The sequence below is a fragment of the Pseudoalteromonas sp. 3J6 genome (assembly GCF_903995135.1).
Classification (GTDB): domain Bacteria; phylum Pseudomonadota; class Gammaproteobacteria; order Enterobacterales; family Alteromonadaceae; genus Pseudoalteromonas.
On sequence record NZ_LR877185.1, the window covers coordinates 305,651 to 331,476 of the forward strand.

The following is a 25,826-nucleotide window of genomic DNA, read 5'->3' on the forward strand; positions in this document are numbered from 1 at the left end:
TCTGTTACCGCTCGACTTGCATGTGTTAGGCCTGCCGCCAGCGTTCAATCTGAGCCATGATCAAACTCTTCAATTAAAAAGTTTTATGTCTTTCGACAGCTCAATGAATTCTGAATTTATTTAATATCTTTCGATATTGAATTGACTGTGCTGCAATAAATAAGTTTATTGCTGTTGGTCACTCAGTTTCAATTGAGACTCTAAATTTGTTTGCCTTACTTAGTAAACCAAGCTTGGCTGTTAGAACTCAATCTGTACGAGTGCCCACACAGATGATTGCTTTATATTGTTAAAGAACGTTGCGACGTTGTCGCTAGGGATGCGTATAATACATCCTTTATTTTTCGAGTCAACACTTAATTTTAAACTTTCTTACGATGATTTAAACTCAAGTTTTATTTAACTCTCTGAGTAGTTCGTGCCTCGCTATGCGTTGGCGTTCCCCGTCTCAGTGGGGTCGCATTATAGGGAGATCCGAAAACAGATCAACCTTTTTTTTAGATCTTTTTACTGTTTGCTCAACTTTCAGGCAAATAGTATCAAAATGGTATGGAAAGAGCTTACTTTAGGTCGTTTTTTGCACTCTTATTAACTATTTACTATAAATTTCATTGCTATGTTCAATTAAGACGTTAAGATAGCAAGTTCACAATGTTAAATTAATGTTTATTTCCTGTTTATTGGTAGATCAAAATGAAATTACCCGATCAAAAATCTTTTATCTTTGCAGTTATTCTTGCTGTTGTTGGTTTTGTTATCGTTAAGTTTGCACTTGCAAGCCTAGCATTAGACCCTGCACTACTATTTGGTGCTGGTTTATTAATTGGTGGACTTGTCATTGCTGCAATGTCATCAGTAAGTGCAGAAGAAGCCGAAGTAAAAACAAAAACACTTTATGTTGGCAATCTTCCTTATCGCGCAAATGAAGGCGTTGTACGTGCTTTGTTCGAAGAGCAAGGCAAGGTATTTAATGTTCGTTTATTGAAAGATAAGAATACTGGCAAACGTCGCGGCTTTGGTTTTGTTGAAATGGCTCAAGCTGATGCGGATAACGCAATTGCTAAGTTAAATGATAGTGAGTTCCAACAACGTACTTTAAAAGTACGTGAAGCAAAACAAAAACAAGAAGATGATTCTAACTCTTATCGTTCAGAGTCGGATCAAACAGTGTAACTTGCTTAACGGCTAGTTTATCACTACATATATCAGCCGTTGCATAATACCGCAGCGGCTTTTTTATGCCTGCTTGATCATCGCTTAAATTCAGTAAAGATCTAACTCGCTTAGCAATAGCCGCACCAGAATCTAACAACTCTATATGTGCTTTAAAGTAATCACTAATTGGTTTAGCAAGAATAGGAAAGTGAGTACAGCCTAATACCAGCACATCGATATCTTTATTAATATTTAATCGGTTTAACTCAGCGTGCAGCTTTTCTATATCTAAGTATTGGGTAAAAAAGAATGTTTCTGCCAGGGTGACCAATTCAACACTACTATATAAGTTTGTAGTTATAAGTGAGGCATGCTCTTTAATCAGTGTATCCGTATATGAACTTGCTACTGTAGCAGGGGTTGCCAATAATCCAATATGCTTTGATTGTGTTATTTGTGCTGCGGGCTTAATCGCAGGTACAACCCCTACAATTGGAATATCTGTTATTTGACGTACCGCACTTAATGCAGATGTTGAGGCGGTATTGCAGGCTATAACAATTAAGTCGACATTGAGCGACTCATTTTTGATAAATTGGATTAGTCCACATAAGCGACTAATTATAGTCTGCTGCGACTGTGCACCATAAGGCAATAATGCATTATCCATGAAGTAACTATATTGAGCGTGAGGAATGCTTTGCTGAATATGCTCAAGTACTGTGGTTCCACCTATACCTGAATCAAATACCATGATGTGCGCTGACAAACTACCATTCCTACTCTTTACTTAGAACGGCAGTTTGCCATGAGGCTTTTATAAAAGAAAGTAGTTTTACTCAGCGTTTAGTTTTGCAGTAGCTGTGTTTAATTTATCTAAGTTTTCAAACATGGTGTTAGTGTAATCAACCAGTTTATCTATTTCTTGTTGATCTTGATTTAGCCATTGAATGATACCTGATAGCTGGCTTTCTAATCCTAGTGTTTGCGCTTTAGAGTAAGCCGATTTTAGATCATCATTAAAAGGTGCGACGGTTTCGGCAATGGCCTTTTCTGATGTTGGCTTAATTTGTTCATACTCTTTAATAGCTGCCACAGTTTTGCTTTGACGTAAGTCCATTGAAAATGCCACCAGCTGTTCATTTCCTAAGCTGAGTTCTTGGGCTTGTTCAAATGCTTTATCTAAGTCGCCACTGAAAAAGGTTTTACTTACATCTTGTAACTCTGCCATTAAATCATTTATAGCTTGCTGTTCGTCTTCATTAAGCTCTCCATTTACTGACATAGAAAATGACAACTCACGAGACTCAGAAAATTGCGTACTAAATGCTTGTGAGCTTTCAGTTTGCTGATAGCGACTAGATGACTGGGATTGGTAAGCGTCTGCAAAACTAATACTCACCTCATCACCTTCTGCGGTGGTAAAAGTATAATCAGCGCTGTTACTAAGGTTCACATATTGCGATTGACTAACCGTTACACTTGCTGGCTGAGGATTAAATAAGTTCTGCTCAAATTTATCAAGGCCATTAAAGATGCCCTCTTTTGATTTATCAATACCCTCTTCAAGCTCTTGATTAAATACGCCCATGCCTTTTAATTCATCGACAGCTTCATCAACACCTGTTTGCACGCCTTTACGTGCCTGGTTGAGTATATCTTGTAGCTTGTCATCATCGGCACCATTGGCTTTGGCTTTTTTTACTGAGCTGGTCACAAAGTCTAAAACATTTTTGACTACTTCATTAAAATCAAACAATGGTTTGTCTTTTTTCGCTTCAGCAACCGGCAAGCCTAATTCTTTTGCCATTTTGTCACCCAATACGGCAGCAGCCAATTCTTTTCCGCGTTGCTGATAGCTAGTTGGTGGGGAGTCTATTTTAGGCTGTGGCATTGCTTGCTTAGTATTGTATTTATTGGCATTGCTGTTTGGAACAAAACTAAAGTTACCTATTTTCATGAGAAGACTCCTATTTAGACATACTCTTATATCGGCCAAGTAAGCCTATACTGTAGTAAAATGCTTAAAAAAAGCTCACTATATTTGATCAAAACTAGACAAATACGCTTCGCTCCCTACAATAGCGCCGATAAACAGATCTCAACGATAAGGTTATACCGTTAATGGCAGTTATAAATATAGATACCACGCAGTACGATGCACAATTAAATGAAAAAGAGCAGCGTATTACAGAGCAGTTTCAACGTTTCGGTGTAAAACAGTTAGAAGTATTTAGCTCTGAGCCTATTAACTACCGTCAACGTGCAGAATTTAGAGTATGGCACGATGGTGACGATCTGTTTCACATTATGTTTGATCAACAAACGAAAGATAAAATACGTGTTGATACCTTTGACCCTGCAGCTCCTTTAGTAGGTGAAGTTATGCAGGTAATGATTGATAACTTAAAAGGCTGCGAAGTACTGCGTCGTAAATTATTCCAAATAGATTATTTATCGACCCTCAGCGGTGAAATTTTAGTGAGCTTGCTTTATCACAAGCCACTTGATGAAAACTGGTTAACTGAGATTAATGCCTTAAAGGAAAAGCTAAGTAGCCAGTACAAAATTGACTTTATTGGCCGTGCACGTAAGCAAAAAGAAAAATTAGGCGATGACTTTGTTACTGAGCGTTTAATGGTAAATGGCCAAGAGCTAATCTATCAACAGGTAGAAAATAGCTTTACTCAGCCTAATGCGAAGGTGAATATTAAAATGTTAGAGTGGGCACAAGAGCTATGTAAACCACTAAACAATGATTTACTAGAGCTGTATTGTGGTAACGGAAACTTTTCAATTGCACTTGCGGGCTCATTTAATAAAGTGCTGGCAACAGAAATATCAAAATCGTCTGTGCATTCAGCGCAATATAATATTGCTCAAAACAAAGTAACTAACTTAGATATTATTCGCATGTCGAGCGAAGAGTTTACTCAGGCAATGAAAGGCGAGCGTACTTTCTCTCGCTTAGATGGTATTGACCTTCGTAGTTACAACTGCCAAACCATTCTAGTCGACCCACCTCGTGCTGGCATGGATACCCTAACGTGTGATTTAGTGGCTAACTATGAGAATATTATTTATATATCATGTAACCCAGATACGTTAGAGCGTGATCTTGATCACTTATGCCAAACCCATGAGGTTAAGCGCTTTGCAATATTTGATCAGTTCCCTTACACACACCATATTGAATCTGGTGTATTTTTACAGAAAAAATAAAATCCAATACTATAATGCCAGCGCCTTGATAAGTGCTGGTATTTGCTCTTCACTAAATACTTTAACTTGATGCTTTACCAATAACTTAGCGGTCAGCCCCATGCCTTTTACTTTCACCCCACTATGGCTTCCATCATAAATTGTATTACGGCCACACGAAGGACTAGACTCTTTTAGTAAAGCAAAGCGAATATTATGCTTATTACAAAGGGCTAATGCTTTATTAGCGCCAGCTTCAAATGCACTTGTTACATCCTCGGCAGTATTTGTAATAACTCGATTTTGCTTTATCTCAGCGGGCGCTCTAGGCACGAGTAAGCCACCAGCAATCTCAGGACAAAATACGATTAATCTATTTTGCTTTTGCCACAAATTAAGTTGAGGGTGCAATATTGTTTGGCCTTTACCATCATAACGAACTGGCAAACCTAACAAACAACTTGAGATTAAAATTTTTTCCATAATGAATTTTCTTCTCCAAATAAAAAAGCTCCTTTCGGAGCTTTTTTATTTCACTAAACTAATTATTTATTTGCTAAGTAGTTAATAAGTGCGCTTACATCTTCTGGCGATGAAATACCTGACTCGCCACCTAAGTTAAGCTTATATTTACCATTAACAATAAATGTTGGAACGCCACGCAGTGCCCCTTTTCCTTTAAAGTAATCTTGGTCGCGCTTCATTTTAGAGCTCAGTGTACGTACCGAGAAGCTTTCAAATAATTTATCAAATTTGTCGCCATCTACACCTTGCGCTAAAAATACATCTTTTACATCTGCAAGCTCATTAAAACGAGCACGCTTTGCGTGAATGTGGTCAAACATCGCTGAAATAATTTTATCTTTTTGCGGTAGTACTTCAGCAGTAGCTAGTGCTTGGCTGATCATGGTTTGATGTTCTGGGTCACGAACGCCCACGAAATCCACATGGCTTTTCTTAAACTTTACGTTTTTGTCTAGCTTAGGTTTGATCTCAGCAAGCAGTGGCTCCATGTTATTACATGCAGGGCAGTAAAAAGAGAAAAACTCTTTTACTTCTGGCTTTCTGGTTGCACGATCAGAGACGACATCATAATGTACGCCCTCTTCGTAAGTGGCAGCAAAACTGGTTGCAGCTAAAGGGAGTAATACAGCAAGCAACCCTGCTTTAACTAATTTGATCATTATTATGGTGCTCCAAAAATTATAGTTTTAGTAAAAAGCTAATTAACTCATCAAGTTCTTGTTGACTCTTGATTGTATTAATATTGATTTTATATTTGTCATTTACGATAAATGTAGGTACGCCAGTTAATGCGCCAAGCTCAGAATATTTATTCTGCTTATCTTGCATGGCACGTTCAGCTGCTATGATAGGCAAACTAGCAATATCATTATCAAATGTGCTGTTATCAATTGCGTTAAGCTCTAATAACTTCTTAACGTCTTTAATTTCTGTTAATGGTGCACGCTGAATATGGATGCTTTTAAAAATTTGCGCTGTTACTGCTTCGGCTTGACCATGTTTTTTAGCAATTAAGTAAGCAAAGCTCAGGTTACTTTGTGCTTGTGGTGAAACGCCCCCTAAAAAGTTAACATGATTTTTTACAAACTCAGCCCCTTCAGGTAAGTTTTCTGCAATCCCTTTTGCTACCGGCTCAAACTTAAAACAGTGCGGGCAATAGAAAGAGAAGAATTCGGTTACGTTTGGCGTTTTACTCTTTTCAACGTCAATCACAGTATATTGATTACCTGCTTCAAAGTTGGCAGCTAGTGCTGCGAAAGGTAAACATAGGATCAGTAAACTTAGTTTTAATTTTTTAAGCATGAATATCTCGTTATACTTCTTTTTTAAATAAAAATATTATGGCAATAATTTTAACGGGGCTTCTTGCAAAGCTGCAAGCTGTTCTTTAAGCGCTAAAATTTGTTGCTCCCAGTATTTGTCATCTGCAAACCATGAAAAGTTCCGTACAAAAGCTGGATCGCTCCAACGTTTTGCAACCCAACCCATGTAATGAATCATACGCATGGCGCGAAGCGGTTCGATCAGCTTCAGTTGTGAGTGATCAAAATCACAAAACTCTTCATACGCATTCACTAAAGTGTCTAACTGTAACAGCTGTGTTTGTCGATCGCCACTGAGCATCATCCATAAATCTTGAATTGCAGGTCCTTGGCGGCTATCGTCTAAATCAACAAACATCAGCGCATCCCCAGCCCATAAAATATTACCAGCATGGCAGTCTCCGTGTAAGCGAATACTGTCTACATTTTTATATTGCAGCTGCGCTTGGGCAATAACTAAATCTAAAATAGTGTAAAAGGAAGTTTCTAGTCCCATAGGAACTAAATTACTTTTTTGTAAATGAACTTTAGCTGTATGCAGGTATTCATCACAGCTAACGATTGGTCTTTGGGTAAAGGGCTGCGTTTTCGCTACTTGGTGCATGCGACCAATTAAACGCCCTAGTACGTCAAGCTGATCTAAATTATCGACTTCAAATAAACGCCCGCCTACACTTGGGAATAAAGTAAATAAATACCCTTGGTGTTCAAATAAGCTTTGCCCATTATGCTTTATTGGCGCAACCACCGGTACTTCTGCGGCTGCCAGTTCAAAAGCAAAATCATGTTCCTCTTGAATTTGTGCTTTGCTCCAGCGCTCAGGCCGATAAAACTTAACAACGTAACGTTTTCCACCCTCAGCTACAAATTGATACACTCGATTTTCGTAGCTATTTAGCGCTAGCAACCCTGACTCAGCGTAAATATCAACGCTTTCGATGGCATCCAAAATAAGATCTGGGGTTAAGTCAATAAAGCTAAATTTACTCATATACTTCTTATATAAAAGAAAAGCGGGAATATCCCGCTTTTTTGTTAATATCAGTGTTCGTCTTTTAATACAGACTCTTTATCGCGCTTTAAAAAAGTTACTTTGCTGCGATATTTGGTTATCGGGTTCGTTTATTGGCGACAGTACAAAGTTAAACTCGGTCATTGGCGCTTTTAAATCATAAGGGTCCATTACTAATGATAACGGCACATTATGCGATTCACCAGCGTTCACCGTAAAGGTGGTATCACCTATGTATTTATAGTTATCTAACCCTTTAACATCAATAGAGAATGTTTGCTCGTACTGTGCCTTATTAATCACTTTTAAGGTGTAGGTGTTTTCAACTAAGCCATTAAAATCGACACGATACAACTGATTGCGATCACGGATAATATCAAAGTCCATAGGTTTACGCATAGCTATATTGGCTACCAACGCACCGGTAAGTAAGACTAAAATAATACTGTAACCAATCAGCTTAGGACGCAGCGGATGAGTTTTATTCTCTGGGGTTTCCAAGTTACGCTCGGTGGTATAAGAGATTAGACCTCGAGGATAATTCATTTTGTCCATTACGCCGTCACAGGCGTCAATACACGCGCCACAGTTTATACACTCGTATTGCAGACCATTACGAATATCAATCCCAGTTGGGCAAACCTGCACACACAAGTTACAGTCAATACAATCACCTAACCCCAGCTCTTTTGGGTCTTGTTTACGCGAACGTGGCCCGCGGTTTTCACCACGCGCTTCATCGTAGCTTACAGTAAAGGTGTCTTTATCAAACATTGCTGACTGAAAGCGTGAGTATGGGCATATATGTAAACACATAATTTCGCGCATCCAACCCGCATTACCATAAGTACAAATAGTAAATACAATAATACTAACTAAGGCATAACCGCCCACATTAAATGTAACAAATTCTGGGAGTAGTTCGCGAATAGGCGTAAAGTAACCAACAAAGGTTAACGCTGTATATAGAGAAAATAGCACCCAACTAGTGTGCTTTGCGGTTTTTCTCCAGAATTTATCAAAATCCATTGGCCGCTGATCTAACTTTTTACGTTGATTAGCACTGCCCTCAAATTTTTCTTCAAACCAAATAAAAATGAAGGTCCATACTGTTTGCGGACAGGTATAGCCACACCATACTCGGCCATAAAAAGTAGTCACTAAAAATAGAGCAAACGCCGCAAGCATAAAAATAAATGCAAGAATAGTGAAGTCTTGTGGCCACAGGGTTAAACCAAAAATATTAAACTTTTGCTCCATTAGCTCAAACAACACAGCTTGCTGACCATTAAAGTTGATCCAAGGCAATAACATAAACGCTAGCATGCCTAAAAAGCCGATACGTTGTCTTAGTAATTGATGAAGCCCAGTAACCGCACGTACATAAATACGATTGCGAGGATTAAATCTATCTTCTTGACGGCTCAGATCAGGTTTTTGGATCTTAACCTCTGTTGGTATGTTTTTTACTTTAATTTGCTTATCCATTGAAGTTCCTCAACGCCGCTAGGAAATAAAAATTCAGCAATCTTTTTGTACTTTTCGCCTAAGTGTAGCAACTTGCATGCTAAACATAATACGCTTTAAGTCGCACTTGTGTACTTTCAGATATTTCAGAAATATCTAACTACTGCCTCTTATTATACGCATATTAGCTAAAATTACTGACTAGATTGCTAATAATTTATTCAATTTGTGACTTGCTTTTAAGGTGTATTTTATTACACTTGCCGGCTACTAAAGTGTTGTTTGGATCAAGGTTTGTATATTTATGAAGAAATTTTTTATACTAGTGGTTGTGATCCTAGCATTTTTTACCGTTGATCATCCTTTGGTAAAAGAGCCGCGCGAACGGTTGCTCGGTGATGGTATCGGTTTGTTAAGCAGCTCAACTAAAGTAGATCGCTTTCCTGTAGCAACCATGACGAGAAATAAAGTGAATCAACAGTTAGCACTTTCTCGTTCTGAGCAAGACTATGTTGCTAAAACATTTACTACGGATGAATCAGTCAAGTTATTTGAACTACGCTATTGTCGCCAAGGTGATCTAAACCTCTATTTTTACGAAGAACGATTACTTACTGTATGTCGTATTATCAAAGAGTCATTAGCGCAAGCGAGAGTAAAGTAATGGATTTTTCTGGATTAAATAAAAAAGCAAGTAACTCATTTCATAAACATCGCACCATGCTTAAGCAATTGGCACAGGGTAAAACGTTAAAATGCGAACATTGTAATGGCGTATTAACCCTTAACTTAGCCACCAGCGAACCCGGTAAAGGAGTAATACAGTGCAAACAAGGTTGCACTGATATTGAATTAGAAATTGGCGGTTAGGTGTTGAGAACAACGTTTAAGCGCTAGAAAACTTACTCCTCCCACCCTTCATCAGTATACAAGCCACTGTTAAGCGCTACAATTTCGATAAGTTCAGCAAAACCTAATGCAAAGTCGCCCATTAGCTCGTACTGCTGCTCACATAAGTGTAATTCATCAATATTATTTTGCTGTGCAATTTGCGTAATGATTGGTTTATCGAGAGCAAAAAAACTGAGCGTAGCCTGTGCGCTTTCAAGCGCTTGCTTGTATTGAATATCTAGTTGCTCACTTGCTAGTAACTTGTGGGTATACGCTTGGCTTGCGGTTAAAAAACCCGCTGACCATTGCTGGCAAAAATCATATTCAAACTCAGCGGGTAACTTATAACCCAACTCAAATACTTGCTCACTCACCTGATGGTGTAATGCCATAAACAAAAATAACATGTCTTCATCAAGGTCGTTTGCTGTATCAGGGAGAATGTTTTCTAACCATTGGTGAACTTCTAGCGGCTCAGGTGAACATATAACGCCAAATAAATAACCTTGGCTTTGGGTAAGGCTCATTGCGCCTGATTGGGTATTTAAAAACTCGCTGAGCAGCTTGGCATGCTGCTCAGTAAACTGAGGTATTTGCATTAAAACTCTTTATATAAAATATTAAAATTTAAGTGGGTAACGACCTTGGTTATCTGGTCTGCCTAAAAACTTCACCGCGTCATGAACTTCTTTGGGTAAAGTTAGATCAGGTTTAACATATCCCGCAACTTTAAAGTCAAAATTAGCCTTTAGTGTAGCATCTGCCTCAAGCCCTAATCTATTGTCTGGCTCGATGAGTATAGCAACATCGCCCGACTTACAACTTAATTTGCCACTGAGATCACCAATATTGAACCAACCAGTTAAACCTTGTACGTCAATATCAGGGCTGGCTATTTCACCTTGGAGTGATTGACAATATGGCGCTCCAGAAACGTATTCATCAAGCTCTAAGATTACACGTCCTTTAGCAGTAACTGGTAACGGTAAGTCAATTCGCTGCATTGCTCGCTCAACCGTTGAACGCACTACAGTATCAGTTATTTTAAGCTCATCACTTGCTAGTGAATAACTAATATCTGCATAGCCCGATATGTCACTGCGTTCGCGAGGATTACCAAAGCGTAAGTTAGTATTCACTTGAGCTTTAAATAACGCCCAGCCAGATATATCCCAGCGTACATTATTTAATTGCTCACCTTCAAAGCGCAGCTGCATAACTTGTCCCTGCCACAACGTGCCAGCAGTTTGTCCTATTTCTAGCTGCGGTGGAAAATACGGTTTAGCTAAATTTACAGCAACCGCAGCCGGTAATTTAATAACGCTAAAAACAATAAAGCTCATTAAAAAAACGATGGATAATATTATTATTTTTTTCATTAACTACTTCTCTAATACTAAACGGCTTACGCGTACATAACCGGATTTATCATCTTGGCTTAAATCTAGATTTTCTACGCTTAAACCATGCTGATTAACGAGCTCATCAATCCATTGGATTAATAGATTAAACTCTACTGAGTCGAGCGTTAAACGAAGTGAGTTATCATTAGGCTGCATTTTACTAATATTAATGCTGTAACGGCCGCGCGTATTATTAACTATTTGGCTGAGATTTTGATTACTCACAGCTTGCGTTTTACCCGCGGCTTTGAGCTTAACAATACTCTCGTCTACCCAGGCTAACAATTCTTGCTGTTTTATTTGTGATTGCTGTGCCCGCTCTATCGCAGTATTTAAAGGCCTAAAAACCCCCATCACCAAAACAAAAATGATAAATACACCGCCTGCAACCATAATTAGTTGTTGCTCTTGCTCTTTTAATGAACGCCAATATTGCATGAACTGCTGCTTCATTGTGCACCTCGCAGTCTGATTTCGCCGACGATAAAATCGCCATCATTATTTAACGAGCCCTGCTCAACAGTAACCCCTTGCTGCTCGAGAATGGCTTTAACCTTACCAAAAGTTTGAAAGTCTTTACCACGCGCTCGAATGCGCAATTCATTACGGCGTTTGTCAAAGCGTAATGTTTGTGGCGTAAACTCATTCACTTGCGAAAACACGCTAACCAATTTACTGGTTAAATCTAAAAAGCCAGCATCGCTAACACCTTGTACTTTATTCAATGCACCCTGTATTTGATTTTTAATTAAATGAGGTCGCACCCGCGTGCCAGGAAAGGCTTTTTGATATCGCTCTACTACTTGCGATTTAGCTACTTCTAGCTGCGAATTAAGCTGATGCAATTCAACCGCTTTAATAGTCACACTTGATACCAAGGCAATCACACTAATAATGGCAGCACTTTTCCAGTAACCCCACCATAACGCAGTTTTCTTTTTAAGGGTGTAAGGTCCTTGACGCAAATTAAACTTAAGTTTATCAAGTTGTTTAGCAAATAATGCTAACGGTAACTCATAGTCACTTGTTTGCGGATATAAGTTAAGTGCTTCAGGAAATTGATCAGCAGGGCTGTAATGCTTGATATCAGGATTGCCTAATGCTACTAAATACTCGTTTAGCCAACTGCTTTCAACCGCGCTAATGTGCCAGTCACCTTGTTTAAAGAGCCACTGCTTATTAAGTTCGATGGCAGTAACACATGACTCTTCAGCGCTTGGCAATAGTAATGCATCCGGTACTATTTGATACGGAGTGAGTTGATGTTGTTCAAATACTTCTAACCAGTGCTCAAACCAATCACGGTTCGTTAGCGCAATCTTAATTGCATGCTGCTCATCAACCATAGTTGGCTCCCCAAGCGCGATATAAACGTCGTCTATATCACAGGCAAGATCTTCTTCGAGCATATAGGGCAATGCTTGCTCTAATTTACGGCTCCACTTTGTTGGCAGTGTCACCGTTTTTAATTGCACTTGGTCACATGGTAAAAGTACCACAAGTTCTCGGGTTAATGCTTTTTCAGTTAGTTCACTTAACTGATTGGCATTTTGTAGCTCGCCACTGGCTATTATTTCTTGTTCTTGTGGTGAGTATATTAACCAGTTAAGTAAATCTTGCTCGGTTTGACCCGTGCGGATCAACAGTATCTCTGTCACTGTACGCCTCCAAATTTTCGCGCCAGTATCGTTACCTCGCCATTGCTGGCATACAGTAATGTGGTCATCGAAAAACGCAAATCAACAAATTTTGCCTGCGTTTGTAATTTAAAATATTCACTTTTTAAACTAAAAAGCTTTTCTACTGCCTTGATATTTTTGCCGCCTTGTTGTTTAACAGACTCAAAAAACTCTTCAATATTATCAAAGCCATTTTCAGGTCGCGCTGCAATTACCGCTTGAGCACCCGAAACACTCAGTTCGTCTATTAGGCCACTGAACAATAAAGCTTGCTCTTCAGTGACCGTATTAACATTAATTGAAAGTAACGTACTACCTGGGATCACACAGACAAAAGGCAGCACTTTTTCCATCACTAAAGGGTTAAAGCCTTTAATTAAACGCAGTTCAGATACCGAAGCAAATAGGCTATTTGCTGTCATGTACGGAAACTGACGCGATAAATACTCGCCCTCTTCAGCTCCTGAGCGATACGTAATACTATTTTTATCTAACCAGTCAAAAACACTATCAGCCATACCTTCTTCAGACTCATCACTGGGTAAGTCTTCTATATTTTCTAATATGGCAAACAACGCTTTATGCGCAGGGTTCGTTTTATTAGTACTGTTTGGGTCAGGCTCAGCACCAAGCGCATTTAAGTTTAAACAAGCTTGTAAATCAGTTAACTGACCGCTTAACGTGCCGTTATCAACTGGATACTTAACATCACCTTGCTTTGCCCACGGCTGCGCTAAGGTGGTTTTTTCTGGATCGTCTTTTTTACTTTGAATTAAGCCTTTAATAGCTAATTCTTCAGCGCCATAAGCATACCATTTAGCCTGTTGCTGACTTTGCAAGTTAGTACTTCTTTGTACCTGTAACATTAAGTTCGCACTCATTTCTACGGCTAAAATAGCAGCCAGCGCGACAATAAATAACACAATAACTAACGCCGCGCCGCGTGATGTTTTTTGATTCATCAAGGCGTTCCTCGGCCATTTGGTTGCGATTGGTTAGTACCATCATTAACCGGTTTTGGTAGCTCTTTACCGAGTCCTGGCACTAAAAAAACGCGCCTAATTGGTTCTGCGTTCATTTGCTTTAACGTTACAGCTACCGCTTTAGGTAACGCCTTAATTTGCCAGTTTTCTTGCCACTCTGCGTTACCATCTAAAAACTCAAATTTAAGCTCTTCTACGTCAGCTAAAACAACTTGGCTACGAGGCTCCATATTATCAAGTTGATCAACATAAATGCGATATACTCGTTCTAAGTTGTCATCAATTACTCGATAACCAACAGCTTGCAGCTCTGAGCGAGGAAGTAAATTAATGGGATTCATCCAACCATCACGCACAAAGGCAATGCCATCAAGCTGGCTTTCTAAAATGTAGCGCCCTGCAAGTAAGTAACTCTCTTGAAAATCCCCAGCTTCATTACGCACTTGGCGTTTAGTCATTTGGCTAAAGTCTTGATCCATTAGCCTGAAGGCTGTTTGTAACCCATTTAGCTCAGCAATTTTTTCATCTGATGCTTCTTTGGCACGCGTGGTGGTATCAAGTATTTGGTGGGTGGCCATAATAACAAACGCCAACACTCCTAGTGCCACCATCACTTCTAATAATGTAAAACCGCGCTGCTTCACTTATGGCTTACCTTTATTTAGGTAAGTACTTAACTCATAAATTGAATTTTCATACTTATCATCTGTAAACACATTAATAGTGACCTTTACAAAGCTCTTATCCGCAGTGGGCACAACATCTTGGCGCCAAAACCATTCAATCCCCGCCATCATCTCAGTGCCGCGAGTACCATTTTTACCTTGCCATTTTTCGCCTTTCGTTCGTTGTTCTACCAATACATTCTCGGCTACCCATGAGCCATACGTTTGCTCTTCAATACTCGATAAGTGATGAATATGCTCACCAGTTGCTTGCATTGCAGCAATACCCGCCATAGCACAAATACTTAGCGCAACTAAGACTTCTAATAAGGTAAAACCTTGGTATTTTTTCATTATTGGGGCTCTCGACGAAAATCAACTGGCGCTGCAAATTTACCTTCAATAAAATATACCGGCTCCGCCTGATCTTTTAACTCAAGCATAAGCTGAAATGCACTTACATCAGCAGAGGATAAAAGAAGTACTTGAGGAACTTTTAATTTTTTAAGTTCTAATAAACTATCTTCATTATCGCCACTCATTAACTCACGCCAGTTAGACTGCTCTAATAAGTTATCTTGTGCCCAAGGTAGGTCTTCTAGATTAAGTGTTACTTTAAATTGCGGGTCAAACTCAATTGGTTTAAATAACTCTTCCCGCTCAAAGCTGGTCCACTTTTCGCCATCGAACACTAAAAACTCAAGCGTATTTTGATCAACTAATAAACCTAACTCTACCTGGTTAAGTACAGCAAATTCCGATGCGGCATTAATGGTGGTATGCAGCCTACTTGCTTGCTTATCTAGCTCTTCCTCTGCGCCGCCATCTAAGCTGTATACCACCATTTTGGTGGCAAAGGCGATGATCACCAATACCACTAAAATTTCTATTAAACTAAAACCATATTGCTTCGCACTCAGGTGCTTAAGGTTTACCCGCATGGTAAACCCCTATCAACTAAGTTTAAGCGTATGATTAAGTTAATGCCCATTACTGCTTATCTTCACCCCAGTTACCAATATCATCCTCAGTAGCCGGTTCGCCATCAGGCCCCATTGAAAAAATATCAATTTTACCTACTTCACCTGGGTAAATAAGTTGGTAAGGGTTGCCCCATGGATCTTCTGGCAATTTACTAATAAAACCGCCATCAGGAAAACGCTTTGGGATAGGCTCAATGCTGGTTTTAGTTACCAACGCCTCAAGCCCTTGCTCTGTACTCGGGTAGCTTTTATTTTTTAACTTGTAAAGGCTAACGGCATCTTCTAACTGCTGAATATCTAAATGCGCTTTATCAATAGCCGCTTCTTCTTGCTGACCCATAATATTAGGTGCCACAATCGACATGATCATCCCGATGATAACCAATACCACCATCACTTCTAATAAAGAAAAACCTGATTGTTTATTCACGTTATTACCTCGTTATTCTAAAAACACTAAACAAAAATGATTTAATTAAATCATTAATATAAAAAATAATTAAAGGCCAACAGCCTTATTCATTGCCATAATTGGCTGCAAAATTGCCATTACTATAAACAGTACAATGACTGCCATAGAGGCAATCATTGCGGGTTCTAATAATTTTAATGACACATTGACCATACTTTCAAACTCGCGATCTTGATTGTTAGCGGCTCGCTCTAACATTTGCTCAAGTTCACCAGACTTTTCACCACTGGCTATCATATGCAGCATCATTGGTGGAAACAACTTAGTTTGCTGCAGTGAAGCACGTAGGCTTGCCCCTTCACTTACTCTTTCTGCGGCATCAGCCACAGCTTGTTTGATTTTTTCGTTAACTAATACCCCACCAGAAATACGCATTCCTTCTAGTAGCGGTACTGAACTTGACGATAAAATACTTAAAGTACGAGCAAAGCGCGCTGTGTTAATCCCTCTAGCAACTTTACCTATGCCTGGCATATGTAATACTTTTGCATCCCACCAAAACCGTACCTTAGGTTTTTTAAGCGCATACTTGATTCCAACCGCGGTAGCGGTGATCACCAGTAAACTTATAAACCAGTAATTTTGCACAAAATGACTACCCGCCATAACCCACTCGGTAGTCCAAGGTAAAACTTGTTTGGTTTTTTCGAACGTTTTTAATATTTTAGGTACTACGGTACCTAATAACACCGAAACAATACCAATAGCAAACACCACCAAAATAATCGGATACACCATAGCCTGCGTAATTTGACTGCGCATATGTTGGCGCTGCTCGGTATAATCAGCTAGCCTGTTGAGCACTTGATCTAAGTGACCTGACTTTTCACCTGCCGCCACCATAGCGCGGTATAAATCGTCAAATACATGCGGAAACTCACTCATCCCATCAGCCAGGGTATAACCTTCCACTACTTTAGAGCGCACCGACATTAACATACGTTTTAAGCGTGGTTTTTCACACTGCTCAGCAACCGCCATTACCGCCCCTTCTACAGGTAGGGCAGACTGAATTAAGGTTGCAAGCTGACGAGTGATCAAAGCGAGATCGGCTGTTGATATGGTTGGTTTAAATAAAGAACCGAGTAAAGGAGCTTTTTGACCTTTAACTTGTTTGTCATCTTGCGCAGCAGGCACAACCTCAAGTGGTGTAAGCTTTTGATCGCGCAGAAGCTGACGAACTTGCTTAGCTGTATCGGCTTCTAAAATACCTTTTTTTTCTTTTCCCCGGCCATCTAATGCGCGGTATTCAAACGCTGCCATAGTTAGCCTTCCTCACGCGTTACGCGCAGCACTTCTTCAAGCGTTGTTTTACCTGCAAGCACACGGCTGCAGCCATCTTGACGAATGCTTGGGCTATGCTTACGAATGTATTTCTCTACGCTTTGCTCACCTTTACCGCTGTGGATCATTTCACGAATGGTTTCGTCGACGACTAATAACTCGTGAATACCAGTACGACCTCGGTAGCCATTAAAGTTACACTCTTCACATCCTACCGCGCGGTAAATCGTCGGAGCATTGTCAAACGGTACGCCGAGTAATTCACATTCACGCTCATCTGCAACGTGACCTTCTTTACAGCTATTACATAAAGTACGTACCAAGCGCTGGGATAATACCCCTAGTAATGAAGACGATAATAAAAACGGCTCAACGCCCATATCTTCCATACGAGTGATTGCGCCTGAGGCGGTATTAGTATGTAACGTAGACATAACTAAGTGGCCAGTAAGTGATGCTTGTACACCAATTTGGGCTGTTTCTAAATCTCGTATTTCACCGACCATAACTACATCAGGATCTTGACGTAAAATAGCGCGCAGACCACGGGCAAAAGTCATATCAACCTTGGTATTAACCTGTGTTTGGCCAATGCCAGGAATTTCGTACTCGATTGGATCTTCAACCGTTAAAATATTGCGATCCCGCGAGTTAATTTGGCTCATACCTGCATATAGCGTGGTACTTTTACCAGAGCCTGTAGGGCCTGTTACTAAAATTATACCGTGAGGCTTGCTAATTAAGTCGGCAAACAGCTCTCGGTTTCGAGCTGTCATACCTAAGTCTTCTAGGTTTAAACGTGCATTGTTTTTATCAAGCAAACGCAGTACCACTCGCTCACCAAAGCTCGATGGCATAGTCGACACACGCACATCTACAGCGCGCCCAGCGATACGTAAACTAATACGGCCATCTTGCGGTATGCGTTTTTCTGCAATATCGAGTTTGGCCATTACTTTAATACGCGATACCAACAAAGAGGCTAGTTTACGATTAGGCTTTAGAACTTCTTTGAGTACGCCATCCACCCGAAAACGAATAACCAGCTCTTGCTCAAACGTTTCAATGTGGATATCAGAGGCGCCTTCTTTAATTGCCTCACTGAGCATGGCATTAATCAGCTTTATAATAGGTGCATCGTCGTCACCGGCAAGCAAGTCTTCTGTTTGAGGGAGCTCATCAGCTAGTGAGAATAAATCAACCTCATTACCAATATCTTCCATCATTTGCTGAGTTTCTGAGCTATCACGTTGATACGATGCTTCTAGTAATAGCTCAAACTTATCATCTTCTAGTTGCTCAAGTGTAAAGCCATGTCCTGCAATACGACGCACTTCTAATAATACATCAACATCAAGCTCACCACGGTAATACACAATTTGGTTATCTTTATGCTTACTGAGTAACGCGCCAACACGTCTGGCATAAGAAAACGGCAAACGTTTTGCAGGCAGTTCAATTAAGTCATCTTGAGCAAGCTGTTCATCATTACTATGAGTAATTGGATGAACAACATCTTGATTAATATCTTCTATCGCATTAGTCATCATTACGCTCTTGTGCATTTTGTTTGCGTAAATGCTCTTCATACGTTGGTGGTAACAACAATTCGTCATTCCACTCAGGTAAAATAGGTGTGTCTGACATTGGCATTAAATTAATACCATCTTCACGTTTTTTAAATTGTTCACCGCGAATAAAGTTATATTTATTAAAGCTAAGTTTATTCATACTAACGCCATCGCGAATAATGGTCGGTCTTATAAATACAATAAGATTACGCTTACGCTTTGTTGTATTAGTTGACTTAAATAAGTGCCCTAAAATAGGGATATCGCCTAGTAATGGCACTTTTGACACGCTTTCTTGTACATCTTCATCTATCAAGCCGCCTAGTACCACCATGCCGCCATCATCGGCCATCACGGTTGTTTTAATTGCGCGCTTATTGACTGAAATATCAACTGCTGTTGCACCACTAACACTGGAAACTTCTTGTTCTATAGTCAACTGTACCGCTGAACCATCGTTAATTTGTGGTGTCACTTTAAGTTTTATACCCACTTCTTGGCGCTCAACCGTCTGGAATGGGTTAGTATTATTACTACCTGTTTGCGAGCCAGTAATAATTGGCACTTCTTGGCCAACTAAAATAGACGCTTCTTCGTTATCCATAGTGGTAATAGAGGGAGTCGCTAGAATATTAGAATTAGTATCGGTTGAAACCGCTTGTACGATTGCGCCCCAATCGTTTTTAATCACTCCCATGGCTAAACCATTAATACCACCAAGTAATGATGCAAGCGGGCCGTAGTCACCCTCTGAAGTTTCATCATATTCAGTTGGAGTACCCGTCTCTGTTCCAATAATTGTTTTAGTTATTGTTGTGTCACGAGCTTGCTCAGCAGCTACAGCTAAAGCACCGACAGGCACAGTGGTACCATTATTAAATTGCAGCATGCCGCCTTCTTCTGAAATCCATTGCAGACCAAAGTTAACGCCATCGCCTTCCATTACTTCAATTATAATGGCTTCCACTAGTACTTGTGCGCGGCGAATATCTAAGCGCGCAATAACAGACTCTAGTGAACGCATTGTATCTGGCTGAGCGGTAATAACTAATGAATTAGAATCTGGATGAGCTTCAATGCTAGTGTCATTCTTATTACTACTGCGAGTTTTGGTTGCCCCACCTTTTGAGTCCTCTGCCAGCGATTTGCTCACACCTTGGAGTACTTTTACTAAATCTTCGGCCTTTGCGTAATTGAGGTAAAACACTTTGGTATTACCTTGGCTTTCCAGCTCTCCATCTAAACGTTTAATGAGCTCAATGGCACGTGTGCGTGCTTGGCCTTCACCACTGACAATCACACTATTAGTACGACCATCAGCTACAACTTTAGGAATTAAAAACTCAGGTACGCTACCCTTGCCACTATCTTTATAAATATTTTCAACTACTGAGACAACATCATCAGCCGTTGCAAACTTGAGCTTAACGATATCGACTCGCTTATCACCCGCTTGATCAACAGAGCGAATAATTTCTACTAAGCGGTTAACCGAGGCTGCATGACCAGTTAGCATCATTACGTTGGCCGCGTTAAAGTTAGCAACGTGACCACCGTCTTTTTGATCGCTAAATTGGCGAACTAAAGGGCCTAACTCTTGTACGCTTACATTTTTAACTCGCACAACCCGTGTAATCATCATATCGCCAAGCGCTTGGCTATCAGCAGTAATTAATGGCACGTTTGATTTTTTAGCATCTGAGCTTTTTTCTATTTTTATTATGTTGTTGTCCATTTCAACGGCTGAATAACCGTAAACTTCTAAAACATTTAAAAAGAACTGATAGTAAAGCGCCTCATCCATTAATTCATAACTACGTACATTTACTTTGCCACGCACGTTAGGATCAATAATGATGGTTTTATTAAGGTTTTTGCCAACAATATTAATAAACTCATTAATATCTGTGCCCTTAAAGTTAGCAGCATATTCAACAGCAGCAACCGACATAGAAAGACTTGCCGCTAAAAAAAGTGCTGCATACTTAGCTAACCCTTTTTTAATTTTTTTGAGGTGTAGCACCTGAACCATTATGTTAAAACTCCAAAGCTAAGTTATTGCAGACTAAATAGTACATCTATTTGCTCACCATCACGCTCTATTGTGATAGTTGCATCTGTACTGTTTCGCAGCTCATTCATTGCTGCCATTGCCTGTTTTAAATCTGTTAATTGATAACCGTTAATTGCCACGGCTAAATCGTTATTTTGTAATCCCATTTGTTTAAATAGTTCGGGCTCTTTACCTGGACTCAAACGATAACCTATAAGTTCCCCATCATTCATCGCTTGAGAAACACGTATATAATCAAATAGCTTACCAGGTTCTTCTAAAAGCTCTTCGCGAGTTTCTATTAATGCTTCTTTCACCTCAAGGTTGGCAGTGGCATCAATTTGTTCATCGCTTTGTGCTGAAGGCGCTAAAGGTCCCATTTCAGACTCATCTCGTGCAGCGAGTACTGGCATTGATACTGTTTTAGTAAAGTCGAGTCCATCAAGCATTAAGGTTTCAAAGCGGCCACTTACATCTAAAATCACACGATCTGGAAGTATTTGCGATACTTTCGCACGTGTACCTTGCACCACATCCTCCACTAAATAACTCGTCTGGCGACCTTGTGACTCAATAATAGCCATTCCCGCCTTATCATCATTACTCACAGCAACAATACCGGTTAAGTTAATACTAAGACGCGTTTCAGGGGCATTATTGATAACTTTAGTTTGCGAAGCAGTATTGGTATTTTTTGTTACATTTACTTTACCAAATAAAAATTGCTCAATGATCGAATCTATAGACTGGTTATTACCGCCCATTGCTTGGCTAGAGTGGCTAATAGGAACAAGGGGCGATGTTATTGGCTGCGGCCATAATAACCACATCAATTTTGATAATAAAAATGCAATATAAACAACAACTAAAACCATAACCATTGCACTTAATCTCGCGTGCGGTAAACGGCTTAATAAATGTTTAAATTGTTGAACGTGCTGTTCCATAGGTAGTATTCTTATTTTAATTTATAACGAAATCACTCAGCCATAGTACCTTTTCATTTTTCATTCAACAAGCACGCTAATATTAAACTTTGTAAACAGATTGATTTATTTATCGTATCAGCTATCAAGCAATAGCTACATGCGGTAACGGTTTCGTGATAATTTACCTAGTAGTAAATTTACTAGGGATGTTTTATGACAAAGAAAACTAAACTCAATGACAGCTCAGAAAGCGCTGACGCACTTAAAGTGAGGTTGGACAAATGGTTATGGGCGGCTCGATTTTATAAAACGCGTGCAATAGCACGAGAAATGGTACAAGGCGGCAAAGTACATTATAATGGCCAGCGCAGTAAGGCTAGTAAAATTGTAGAAATTGGCGCAATTATAAAGCTAGCCCAAGGCGTTGACGAAAAAACTATCACAGTATTAAATATACTTGAAAAGCGCCAAAGCGCCCCCATTGCACAGTCCATGTATCAAGAATCTGATGCTAGTATTGCTAAGCGTGAAGAAAATAGTATTGCACGCAAAAATAACAGTTTCTTTGCCCCACATCCGGATAAAAAACCAGATAAGAAGCAAAGACGCGAACTTTTAAAAATGAAATCAAGTTAGGTATAGCCGCTCATGCAACAAGATTTACTTCACCGCTATTTATTTGACAACCTCGATGTTCGTGGCGAACTCGTACAAATAGACAACGCTTACAATGAAATGATTGCGAAACACAATTATCCAGAGCCCGTTAAAGCATTATTAGGTGAGCTGCTTGTTGCAACCTGTTTATTAACAGCAACGTTAAAGTTTGAAGGCGAAATTGCGGTTCAACTACAAGGTGATGGACCCGTAAAATATGCGGTGATCAATGGTGATGATCAACAAAATATGCGTGGCATTGCGCGATTACAAAGTGAAGTAACTGGCTCAACGGTAAAAGAGCTCATTGGCCAAGGCTACATGGTTATCACGATTACTCCAACTCAAGGTGAGCGTTACCAAGGTATAGTGCCTTTAGAGCATGATACATTAAGTGAATGTATAGAAAGCTATTTTGAGCAGTCTGAGCAATTAAAAACACGCCTTTGGTTTGCAACCGATACTAAAGAGGGCAGCGCCAAGGCATGTGGGCTATTCTTACAAGTACTACCTGTAGATAAGCAAAAATCGATCGAAGATTTTACTCACTTAGAAGCACTCAGTAATACTATTAAAGATGAAGAACTACTAGAGCTTGATGCCAGTACTATTTTAACGCGCCTTTATCATGAAGATAACCCACGCGTATTTGACCCTCAACCAATTCAATTTAAATGTGGTTGTAATCGCGAAAAAACGATGACTGCTTTAGTTAATGTTGGTCAACAAGCGCTTATGGATGATGTCGAAAAAAATGGTGAGATTAAAATGAGCTGCCATTACTGTTTAAAAGATTATGTGTTTAACGAACAAGATATAAAAAATATATTTAACTAATCTAGATTTTTTAAAGCACACTATAAAATAGCCATAATTTTTTATGGCTTTTTTATGTCCAAAAAATGACACCGGTATCACAAGCTGAGCATTTTTCATGACACCGGTATCATTGAAATTATTCATGTTTTTCCCTTAATTTATATGCTTTTACGGCGTTTATAAGCTCGAATATCCTTAATCCATCTGTTACTATATTTGCAGCTTAAAGGTTACTAAGACCCAGAGCTATCCCGTTCAATCTCACACAATTTAGGTATAAACATGACTTCAAGCGCTACCCGTTTTGTCGATCTAACTGCAGCTGAACTTGTCGAACACGCTATCAGCCGTGGCGAAGGGACTTTAGCCGCCAATGGTGCTTTTGTAGCTAACACTGGTCGTCGTACCGGTCGTTCTCCAAAAGATCGTTTTATTGTTCAAGAATCAAGTACTGAAAATGAAATCCAATGGGGCAATGTAAACCGCCCATTCGATGCAGATAAGTTTGACGCCTTATGGGCACGTGTAGAAGCACATGTGCAAAGTAATGACCACTTTATCTCTCACCTTGAAGTAGGCGCTGATCCAGAGCACTACCTTCCAGTGGTTGTAACAACAGAAACTGCTTGGCACCATATCTTCGCTAAAAACATGTTCATCGAACCACAGTCATACAACAAAGCCGACTTTCCTCAGTGGCAGGTAATGAACGTACCTTCGTTTGTATGTGATCCAGAGCGCGATGGTACCAATAGCGATGGCACAGTTATTATTAACTTTGCACAACGTAAAGTGTTACTTGCTGGCATGCGCTACGCGGGTGAAATGAAAAAATCGATGTTCTCTGTGCAAAACTTCCTACTACCAGCGAAAGGTGTATTACCAATGCACTGTTCTGCTAACGTAGGTGAAGCAGGCGATACCTCATTATTCTTTGGTTTATCTGGTACAGGTAAAACAACATTATCAGCAGATCCAACTCGCTTCTTAATCGGTGATGACGAGCACGGCTGGGCACCAGGTAGTGTATTTAATATCGAAGGTGGTTGTTACGCTAAATGTATCGACCTTTCTCAGAAAAACGAACCTGTTATCTGGGACGCTATTCGATTCGGTACAATTTTAGAGAATGTGGTACTTGATGAAAACCGTGTTCCTGATTTCAACGATACCAGCCTAACTCAAAATAGCCGTGCAGCTTACCCACTAGAGCATGTTGAAAAACGTAAAGTTGAAAACCGCGCAGGTGAGCCTAAGGCTGTTGTTTTCCTAACATGTGATGTGAGTGGTGTACTACCGCCGGTATCTGTACTAACCGAAGAAGCTGCAGCATTTCACTTCCTAAGTGGCTACACAGCAAAAGTAGGCTCTACAGAAATTGGTTCTACTAGCGATATTGAATCAACATTCTCAACCTGTTTTGGTGCACCTTTCTTCCCACGTCCTGCAGGTGTATACGCAGAGCTTCTAATGAAGCGTGTACGTGAATTCGGCGCTAAAGTTTACCTAGTTAACACTGGATGGACAGGTGGCCCTTACGGTATTGGTAAGCGTTTTGATATTCCAACAACACGAGCTGTTGTGGATGCAATCGTATCTGGAAAATTAGCCGGTGTAGAAACCCAACACATTGACGTGCTAAACCTAGACGTACCAGTTGCAGTGCCGGGCGTAGATAGCAAGCTTCTTAACCCAATCAATACCTGGGAAGACAAAGCTAAATACGCAGAGTATGCGGCTAAGCTAGCATCTGATTTCACAGAAAATTTTGCTAAATACGACGTATCTGACGAAATTAAAAACGCAGGCCCTAAAGTTTAATAATCACCTTTAGCCTGATAATTAAAACGCCAACCTTGAGTTGGCGTTTTTGATCCTACCTATTTTACTTCAGCAACGTAGTTACTTTAATAATTGCTGATAAGCCACCTATTAGCTAAAACGTTTCCCTATGTTTTGTGCATTTCTTAATAAAGGCTCACCGAGAGCCTATTAAGCTTTAAAGTAGCAGTTACTAGTTTGTATATCTCAAATTAAACGCTATTAAACTATGTTACATTAGTACAGTTACGGGTTGTCATCAGCAATGAAACAATACTGTAGGGTGAATCTGTCCAATACCTCACTCTTTACCCTGTTAGAGCACATAAAACAACACTAGCTATTACTGGTAAACTCCTACGAACACAAGAAGGCTCAAGTCATTCGAGTCTTGCTTGCTTTTGGAGTGAGTGTGCTACTTCGTAGTGACCACGCAGTAGAATATCGTAGTGCCTAGAGCGCTAGAGAGCCACATAGAAAGGTACATTTAATGTTTTTAATGGGATGTGCGTTGGCTCTGAGGTTAACGCTGTGCAGCTGACGGCTGACGGCTGACGGCTAATACTTTCACTTTCCTGAAGACGTAAAAAAGCCCGACTCTTTCGAATCGGGCTTTCTCTTATTTGGAGCCTGGTAATGTCCTACTTTCACATAACAAATGCTACACTATCATCGGCGCTGTTTCGTTTCACTACTGAGTTCGGCATGGGGTCAGGTGGGTCCAAAACGCTATTGTCACCAAGCAAATTTGGTGTAAGTTCGATTTAATCGAGCTTACTAAAATTTGGAATTCTGATAATAAAAGTTTTCAGTAATCTACTTTAGTCTATTAACTTCTTCGCTTGTTTCACTATCACATAAAACGCGTTTGGCGTTGTATGGTTAAGCCTCACGGGTAATTAGTACAAGTTAGCTTAATGGCTCACACCACTTC

27 protein-coding genes and 1 rRNA gene are annotated in these 25,826 nt (G+C 39.9%); 7 read left to right on the plus strand and 21 right to left on the minus strand.

Annotated elements, in window-relative coordinates; all coding sequences use genetic code 11:
* The first annotated feature begins 693 nt into the window (after positions 1 to 693).
* The gene (locus P3J6_RS01380) at positions 694 to 1,173 is read left to right on the plus strand and encodes an RNA recognition motif domain-containing protein (protein ID WP_055013410.1); all 480 of its coding nucleotides are present in this window, start codon (positions 694 to 696) and stop codon (positions 1,171 to 1,173) included.
* Here the strand turns inward: P3J6_RS01380 and murI are convergent.
* Positions 1,136 to 1,924, minus strand: coding sequence for a glutamate racemase (murI, locus tag P3J6_RS01385; protein ID WP_198522044.1), 789 nt, complete (start codon positions 1,922 to 1,924; stop codon positions 1,136 to 1,138). The two genes, P3J6_RS01380 and murI, sit on opposite strands and share 38 nt — an antisense overlap.
* Before the next feature lie 66 nt (positions 1,925 to 1,990).
* Complete coding sequence (locus P3J6_RS01390) at positions 1,991 to 3,115, minus strand: DUF5610 domain-containing protein (protein WP_178956685.1); 1,125 nt, start codon at positions 3,113 to 3,115, stop codon at positions 1,991 to 1,993.
* Between the two features lie 164 nt (positions 3,116 to 3,279).
* Here P3J6_RS01390 and trmA point away from each other — a divergent pair, with 164 nt between their 5' ends.
* Positions 3,280 to 4,377, plus strand: a complete 1,098-nt coding sequence (gene trmA, locus P3J6_RS01395) for a tRNA (uridine(54)-C5)-methyltransferase TrmA (protein ID WP_198522045.1) — start codon at positions 3,280 to 3,282, stop codon at positions 4,375 to 4,377.
* 9 nt (positions 4,378 to 4,386) lie between these two features.
* On the opposite strand, the gene P3J6_RS01400 is transcribed toward trmA, so the two are convergent.
* From P3J6_RS01400 to ccoG, 5 genes are all read right to left on the minus strand, one after another.
* Positions 4,387 to 4,839 carry a DUF523 domain-containing protein gene (locus tag P3J6_RS01400; protein ID WP_109875875.1) on the minus strand — a complete coding sequence of 151 codons (453 nt, stop codon included), beginning with the start codon at positions 4,837 to 4,839 and terminating at the stop codon, positions 4,387 to 4,389.
* A 62-nt stretch (positions 4,840 to 4,901) separates the two neighbouring features.
* Positions 4,902 to 5,540, minus strand: coding sequence for a thiol:disulfide interchange protein DsbA/DsbL (locus P3J6_RS01405; protein ID WP_008113400.1), 639 nt, complete (start codon positions 5,538 to 5,540; stop codon positions 4,902 to 4,904).
* A gap of 19 nt (positions 5,541 to 5,559) precedes the next feature.
* Entirely contained in the window at positions 5,560 to 6,183 is a 624-nt protein-coding gene (locus P3J6_RS01410; RefSeq protein ID WP_036980428.1) for a thiol:disulfide interchange protein DsbA/DsbL, read from the minus strand.
* A gap of 36 nt (positions 6,184 to 6,219) precedes the next feature.
* Positions 6,220 to 7,194 carry a serine/threonine protein kinase gene (locus tag P3J6_RS01415; protein WP_055013406.1) on the minus strand — a complete coding sequence of 325 codons (975 nt, stop codon included), beginning with the start codon at positions 7,192 to 7,194 and terminating at the stop codon, positions 6,220 to 6,222.
* A gap of 78 nt (positions 7,195 to 7,272) precedes the next feature.
* A complete protein-coding gene (ccoG, locus tag P3J6_RS01420; protein WP_010393031.1) occupies positions 7,273 to 8,703 on the minus strand; it encodes a cytochrome c oxidase accessory protein CcoG in 1,431 nt (476 codons plus the stop codon).
* A 283-nt stretch (positions 8,704 to 8,986) separates the two neighbouring features.
* Between ccoG and P3J6_RS01425 the strand changes: the two genes are divergently transcribed.
* Both P3J6_RS01425 and P3J6_RS01430 read left to right on the plus strand, forming a co-directional pair.
* Positions 8,987 to 9,346: a hypothetical protein gene (locus P3J6_RS01425; RefSeq protein WP_010393028.1), complete on the plus strand. Its 360-nt coding sequence runs from the start codon at positions 8,987 to 8,989 to the stop codon at positions 9,344 to 9,346.
* On the plus strand, positions 9,346 to 9,552 hold the full coding sequence (locus P3J6_RS01430; protein ID WP_010393026.1) for a hypothetical protein: 207 nt from the start codon (positions 9,346 to 9,348) through the stop codon (positions 9,550 to 9,552). Before P3J6_RS01425 ends, P3J6_RS01430 begins: the two co-directional genes overlap by 1 nt.
* 32 nt (positions 9,553 to 9,584) lie before the next feature.
* Here the strand turns inward: P3J6_RS01430 and P3J6_RS01435 are convergent, their stop codons facing one another.
* The 13 genes from P3J6_RS01435 to gspC form a co-directional block, all read right to left on the minus strand.
* Positions 9,585 to 10,172, minus strand: coding sequence for a UPF0149 family protein (locus P3J6_RS01435; RefSeq protein ID WP_138608186.1), 588 nt, complete (start codon positions 10,170 to 10,172; stop codon positions 9,585 to 9,587).
* A gap of 21 nt (positions 10,173 to 10,193) precedes the next feature.
* Entirely contained in the window at positions 10,194 to 10,952 is a 759-nt protein-coding gene (locus P3J6_RS01440; protein WP_138608184.1) for a type II secretion system protein N, read from the minus strand.
* A 3-nt stretch (positions 10,953 to 10,955) separates the two neighbouring features.
* Complete coding sequence (gspM, locus tag P3J6_RS01445) at positions 10,956 to 11,429, minus strand: type II secretion system protein GspM (RefSeq protein WP_054202944.1); 474 nt, start codon at positions 11,427 to 11,429, stop codon at positions 10,956 to 10,958.
* Positions 11,426 to 12,634 (minus strand): type II secretion system protein GspL, encoded by a 1,209-nt coding sequence (gene gspL, locus P3J6_RS01450; protein WP_198522046.1) that lies wholly within the window; start codon positions 12,632 to 12,634, stop codon positions 11,426 to 11,428. Before gspL ends, gspM begins: the two co-directional genes overlap by 4 nt.
* A complete protein-coding gene (gspK, locus tag P3J6_RS01455; RefSeq protein WP_138570970.1) occupies positions 12,631 to 13,617 on the minus strand; it encodes a type II secretion system minor pseudopilin GspK in 987 nt (328 codons plus the stop codon). The genes gspL and gspK overlap by 4 nt, the downstream gene beginning before the upstream one ends.
* Entirely contained in the window at positions 13,617 to 14,282 is a 666-nt protein-coding gene (gene gspJ, locus P3J6_RS01460) for a type II secretion system minor pseudopilin GspJ (protein ID WP_010393015.1), read from the minus strand. Before gspJ ends, gspK begins: the two co-directional genes overlap by 1 nt.
* Positions 14,283 to 14,657: a type II secretion system minor pseudopilin GspI gene (gene gspI / locus P3J6_RS01465; RefSeq protein ID WP_010393012.1), complete on the minus strand. Its 375-nt coding sequence runs from the start codon at positions 14,655 to 14,657 to the stop codon at positions 14,283 to 14,285.
* On the minus strand, positions 14,657 to 15,244 hold the full coding sequence (locus P3J6_RS01470; protein WP_198522047.1) for a prepilin-type N-terminal cleavage/methylation domain-containing protein: 588 nt from the start codon (positions 15,242 to 15,244) through the stop codon (positions 14,657 to 14,659). Before P3J6_RS01470 ends, gspI begins: the two co-directional genes overlap by 1 nt.
* Before the next feature lie 49 nt (positions 15,245 to 15,293).
* Positions 15,294 to 15,716 (minus strand): type II secretion system major pseudopilin GspG, encoded by a 423-nt coding sequence (gene gspG / locus P3J6_RS01475; RefSeq protein WP_010393008.1) that lies wholly within the window; start codon positions 15,714 to 15,716, stop codon positions 15,294 to 15,296.
* A 69-nt stretch (positions 15,717 to 15,785) separates the two neighbouring features.
* Positions 15,786 to 17,021, minus strand: coding sequence for a type II secretion system inner membrane protein GspF (gene gspF / locus P3J6_RS01480; RefSeq protein WP_010393005.1), 1,236 nt, complete (start codon positions 17,019 to 17,021; stop codon positions 15,786 to 15,788).
* Positions 17,022 to 17,023: 2 nt separating this feature from the next.
* A complete protein-coding gene (gene gspE, locus P3J6_RS01485) occupies positions 17,024 to 18,589 on the minus strand; it encodes a type II secretion system ATPase GspE (protein WP_232735523.1) in 1,566 nt (521 codons plus the stop codon).
* On the minus strand, positions 18,582 to 20,645 hold the full coding sequence (gene gspD / locus P3J6_RS01490; RefSeq protein ID WP_198522048.1) for a type II secretion system secretin GspD: 2,064 nt from the start codon (positions 20,643 to 20,645) through the stop codon (positions 18,582 to 18,584). The genes gspE and gspD overlap by 8 nt, the downstream gene beginning before the upstream one ends.
* Before the next feature lie 23 nt (positions 20,646 to 20,668).
* Entirely contained in the window at positions 20,669 to 21,613 is a 945-nt protein-coding gene (gspC, locus tag P3J6_RS01495) for a type II secretion system protein GspC (RefSeq protein ID WP_178956692.1), read from the minus strand.
* Positions 21,614 to 21,808: 195 nt separating this feature from the next.
* On the opposite strand from gspC, the gene hslR reads away from it, so the two are divergent.
* The 3 genes from hslR (at position 21,809) to P3J6_RS01510 (ending at position 24,892) form a co-directional block, all read left to right on the plus strand.
* Positions 21,809 to 22,231, plus strand: coding sequence for a ribosome-associated heat shock protein Hsp15 (gene hslR / locus P3J6_RS01500; protein WP_138608173.1), 423 nt, complete (start codon positions 21,809 to 21,811; stop codon positions 22,229 to 22,231).
* Between the two features lie 12 nt (positions 22,232 to 22,243).
* The gene (hslO, locus tag P3J6_RS01505; protein WP_178956693.1) at positions 22,244 to 23,089 is read left to right on the plus strand and encodes an Hsp33 family molecular chaperone HslO; all 846 of its coding nucleotides are present in this window, start codon (positions 22,244 to 22,246) and stop codon (positions 23,087 to 23,089) included.
* A 264-nt stretch (positions 23,090 to 23,353) separates the two neighbouring features.
* Entirely contained in the window at positions 23,354 to 24,892 is a 1,539-nt protein-coding gene (locus tag P3J6_RS01510) for a phosphoenolpyruvate carboxykinase (protein ID WP_198522049.1), read from the plus strand.
* Positions 24,893 to 25,520: 628 nt separating this feature from the next.
* On the opposite strand, the gene rrf is transcribed toward P3J6_RS01510, so the two are convergent.
* A 5S ribosomal RNA gene (gene rrf, locus P3J6_RS01515) occupies positions 25,521 to 25,635 on the minus strand.
* Between the last annotated feature and the right edge of the window lie 191 nt (positions 25,636 to 25,826).

Bases quoted from the DNA above. Each gene is read 5' to 3' on its own strand.
- P3J6_RS01380 (WP_055013410.1), top strand. From the start codon at position 694: ATGAAATTACCCGATCAAAAATCTTTTATCTTTGCAGTTATTCTTGCT.
- P3J6_RS01390 (WP_178956685.1), bottom strand. From the start codon at position 3,115: ATGAAAATAGGTAACTTTAGTTTTGTTCCAAACAGCAATGCCAATAAA.
- trmA (WP_198522045.1), top strand. From the start codon at position 3,280: ATGGCAGTTATAAATATAGATACCACGCAGTACGATGCACAATTAAAT.
- P3J6_RS01400 (WP_109875875.1), bottom strand. From the start codon at position 4,839: ATGGAAAAAATTTTAATCTCAAGTTGTTTGTTAGGTTTGCCAGTTCGT.
- P3J6_RS01405 (WP_008113400.1), bottom strand. From the start codon at position 5,540: ATGATCAAATTAGTTAAAGCAGGGTTGCTTGCTGTATTACTCCCTTTA.
- P3J6_RS01410 (WP_036980428.1), bottom strand. From the start codon at position 6,183: ATGCTTAAAAAATTAAAACTAAGTTTACTGATCCTATGTTTACCTTTC.
- P3J6_RS01415 (WP_055013406.1), bottom strand. From the start codon at position 7,194: ATGAGTAAATTTAGCTTTATTGACTTAACCCCAGATCTTATTTTGGAT.
- ccoG (WP_010393031.1), bottom strand. From the start codon at position 8,703: ATGGATAAGCAAATTAAAGTAAAAAACATACCAACAGAGGTTAAGATC.
- P3J6_RS01425 (WP_010393028.1), top strand. From the start codon at position 8,987: ATGAAGAAATTTTTTATACTAGTGGTTGTGATCCTAGCATTTTTTACC.
- P3J6_RS01430 (WP_010393026.1), top strand. From the start codon at position 9,346: ATGGATTTTTCTGGATTAAATAAAAAAGCAAGTAACTCATTTCATAAA.
- P3J6_RS01435 (WP_138608186.1), bottom strand. From the start codon at position 10,172: ATGCAAATACCTCAGTTTACTGAGCAGCATGCCAAGCTGCTCAGCGAG.
- P3J6_RS01440 (WP_138608184.1), bottom strand. From the start codon at position 10,952: ATGAAAAAAATAATAATATTATCCATCGTTTTTTTAATGAGCTTTATT.
- gspM (WP_054202944.1), bottom strand. From the start codon at position 11,429: ATGAAGCAGCAGTTCATGCAATATTGGCGTTCATTAAAAGAGCAAGAG.
- gspK (WP_138570970.1), bottom strand. From the start codon at position 13,617: ATGAATCAAAAAACATCACGCGGCGCGGCGTTAGTTATTGTGTTATTT.
- gspI (WP_010393012.1), bottom strand. From the start codon at position 14,657: ATGAAAAAATACCAAGGTTTTACCTTATTAGAAGTCTTAGTTGCGCTA.
- P3J6_RS01470 (WP_198522047.1), bottom strand. From the start codon at position 15,244: ATGCGGGTAAACCTTAAGCACCTGAGTGCGAAGCAATATGGTTTTAGT.
- gspF (WP_010393005.1), bottom strand. From the start codon at position 17,021: ATGGCAGCGTTTGAATACCGCGCATTAGATGGCCGGGGAAAAGAAAAA.
- gspE (WP_232735523.1), bottom strand. From the start codon at position 18,589: ATGACTAATGCGATAGAAGATATTAATCAAGATGTTGTTCATCCAATT.
- gspD (WP_198522048.1), bottom strand. From the start codon at position 20,645: ATGGTTCAGGTGCTACACCTCAAAAAAATTAAAAAAGGGTTAGCTAAG.
- gspC (WP_178956692.1), bottom strand. From the start codon at position 21,613: ATGGAACAGCACGTTCAACAATTTAAACATTTATTAAGCCGTTTACCG.
- hslR (WP_138608173.1), top strand. From the start codon at position 21,809: ATGACAAAGAAAACTAAACTCAATGACAGCTCAGAAAGCGCTGACGCA.
- hslO (WP_178956693.1), top strand. From the start codon at position 22,244: ATGCAACAAGATTTACTTCACCGCTATTTATTTGACAACCTCGATGTT.
- P3J6_RS01510 (WP_198522049.1), top strand. From the start codon at position 23,354: ATGACTTCAAGCGCTACCCGTTTTGTCGATCTAACTGCAGCTGAACTT.